The sequence below is a fragment of the Paenacidovorax caeni genome (assembly GCF_001298675.1).
GTDB classification, from domain to species: domain Bacteria; phylum Pseudomonadota; class Gammaproteobacteria; order Burkholderiales; family Burkholderiaceae_C; genus Paenacidovorax; species Paenacidovorax caeni.
This window is the reverse complement of the sequence record NZ_CYIG01000109.1, coordinates 1-2145: the sequence shown is the minus strand read 5'-3', so window position 1 is coordinate 2145 and position 2145 is coordinate 1. Positions and strand designations below refer to the sequence as shown.

Genomic DNA, 2145 nt, shown 5'->3' with positions numbered 1-2145 from the left:
AGCAGACCTTGCTGCGCTATGTGGCCTTGTACAACCACCAGCTGCCGCAGTCAGCGCTCAAGAGCAGTACGCCGATGCAGGCCATGAAAGAGTGGCATCACACCCACCCGCACCTGTTTCACAAGCGACCATATGATCGTCCGGGATGCGACAACTAGTAAAGCGGCCCTGAATTCAGGACAAAGCGTCGATGGATTCAGGACACGAATTTAACTCACCGGCTCCCGGCCAATCGCTTGGCCACGTAAGCAGGCTCCCAGGTGGCCATGTCCGGGTCTTGAGGCGTCCTCGGCACCTCCCCGGCATCTAGCCTGGTCAACACCCCGCTCAGCAACCGCAAGCCCATAGGGGCCAGCTCACGCCGCCAAAGCGCCTCGGCGGTATCGCCTGGCTTGACCCAGCACCAATCCTGCGCCGCTATATCCCCGGTATCCGCCCCGTCGTCCAGCCAGTACGCGGTGCCGCCCGTTACCTGGTCGCGCATGTGGACGGCCCACACGACAGCATCCCGGCCCCGATGGCGGGGTAGCAGGCTGGGGTGGTAGCCCAGAGCCCCCAGTCGGGCCTTGGCGCGCGCCTCGGGCGTGACAAACAGGTGGGCATGGGCGCACAGGATCACGTCCAGCCCATCCGGCACCCATTCCGCGCCCAGGCGCTTGTCTACTTGGCACAGCGGCACACCGGCGTCGGTGGCCAGCGCGGCCAGGCGGTCATCCACCCGAGGCGCGCTGACCGCCACCACGTCGTCGCCGCGCGCCAGGCACAGCTTGAGCACCTCGGCCCCGAAGAACTTCTGCCCGACGATCATCACGCGCATGGTGCCGCCCCTAGGTAGCGGAAGCCCTGCACGGCCCGGAAGTGGCCACCGTAACCCGCCCCGACGTTCTTGGTGCCGAGCCTGGCCGCCGTCTTAGCCATGCTTTGCAGGCTGCGTGCCTTGCTCTCCCCGACCAGCTTGGCCGATACCTGCGTCCACCTGGTAGACCGGCGCAGGGCGCTGGCCAGGCCGGGGTGGCTGGTGTGGAACAGGGTCAGCATGGGCTTGTCGTAGCGGTTCTGGCCAAGCCGCCAGCGCTCGCAAACCGCGTCCAGGAAGCGCAAGCCCACCCCGGCACCCTGCCATTCCGGCATCACGACCAGGCGGCAGGCGCGGGCCTCAACCATCCCGGCGCGGGTGCTGACGGCCAGGTGGGCGACAAGCTGGCCATCCACCGTGGCCATGTAGTTGGTAGCGGCGATCATGCGGGGCAGCTTCAAATAGTGATGCGGCTCAAAGGCTGGCCAATGCTCCCAGCCGGTTTGCCACACGTCCACGTCGATGCGCGGTCGCCGCCAAAGAGACCCCCGTGAAAACTTGCCGGTGGCCGTGTCAAAAACCCAATCCGGCTGCACCCAATCCAGAATGTCGTAGTGGCAGCTCAGCAGCACCGCCTGGCCGCCCGTGCGCCGCCAAGCCTTGGCAAAGGCCCCCGCGCCGATCTGCGCGATCTGCCGGTCGACCACGCTGCTGAATTCGTCCAGGACGGCCCGGCTGGGTGCCTCGGCAATCAGCCTGGCCAGGTTGGCCCTGAACTGCTCACCGTTGGAAAGAACCGAATAGGGTCGCAGCCAGGTAGGCACGCTGCCCAGGCCCACGCTGGAGAGCGCGGCCGTCACGTCGTCAAACGAGCCGTCTGGCGTGATGGCGTCTATTACCGGCATGTCGGCTGGCCAGCCAGGCGCATAGACCGCCTCGCTGCCCCACAGGGCGCGGCCCATGCTGGTCTTGCCCGAGCCGCTCTTTGCCCATGGCTTTGCCCGCGCTCGCTGCGGCGACTGTGGGCACGACTACTTTGTAGCCTTCTCCTGCAAAGGCCGGGGAGTCTGCCCCTCGTGCACCACCCGGCGCATGGTGGAGACAGCAGCGCACCTGAACGATCACGTATTCCCCCGCCTGCCGGTGCGCCAGTGGGTGCTGTCGGTTCCCAAGCGGCTTCGTTACTTCATGCAGCGCGACGGAGCGGTGCTGAGCATGGTGCTGCGCATCTTTCTGCGGGTGATCGCACAAACTCTGCAGACCCACAGCCCCGGTGCGGCCCATATGGACAAGGCAGGCCTGCACATCGGTGCCATCGCCTTCATTCACCGATTCGGCTCCAGCCTCAA

The 2145-nt window shown here is 66.2% G+C and carries 2 protein-coding genes and 2 pseudogenes; 2 read left to right on the top strand and 2 right to left on the bottom strand.

Annotated features, from left to right (window positions below; genetic code table 11):
- Window positions 1-158: pseudogene (locus tag BN2503_RS20380) on the top strand (IS481 family transposase); the annotation flags it as partial.
- Window positions 159-214: 56 nt separating this feature from the next.
- On the opposite strand, the gene BN2503_RS18920 reads toward BN2503_RS20380, so the two are convergent.
- Window positions 215-817 carry a formyltransferase family protein gene (locus tag BN2503_RS18920; RefSeq protein WP_015061191.1) on the bottom strand — a complete coding sequence of 201 codons (603 nt, stop codon included), beginning with the start codon at window positions 815-817 and terminating at the stop codon, window positions 215-217.
- Window positions 808-1758 carry a hypothetical protein gene (locus BN2503_RS18915; protein WP_015061193.1) on the bottom strand — a complete coding sequence of 317 codons (951 nt, stop codon included), beginning with the start codon at window positions 1756-1758 and terminating at the stop codon, window positions 808-810. Before BN2503_RS18915 ends, BN2503_RS18920 begins: the two co-directional genes overlap by 10 nt.
- Before the next feature lie 19 nt (window positions 1759-1777).
- Here BN2503_RS18915 and BN2503_RS18910 point away from each other — a divergent pair.
- Window positions 1778-2145: pseudogene (locus BN2503_RS18910) on the top strand (transposase zinc-binding domain-containing protein); the annotation flags it as partial.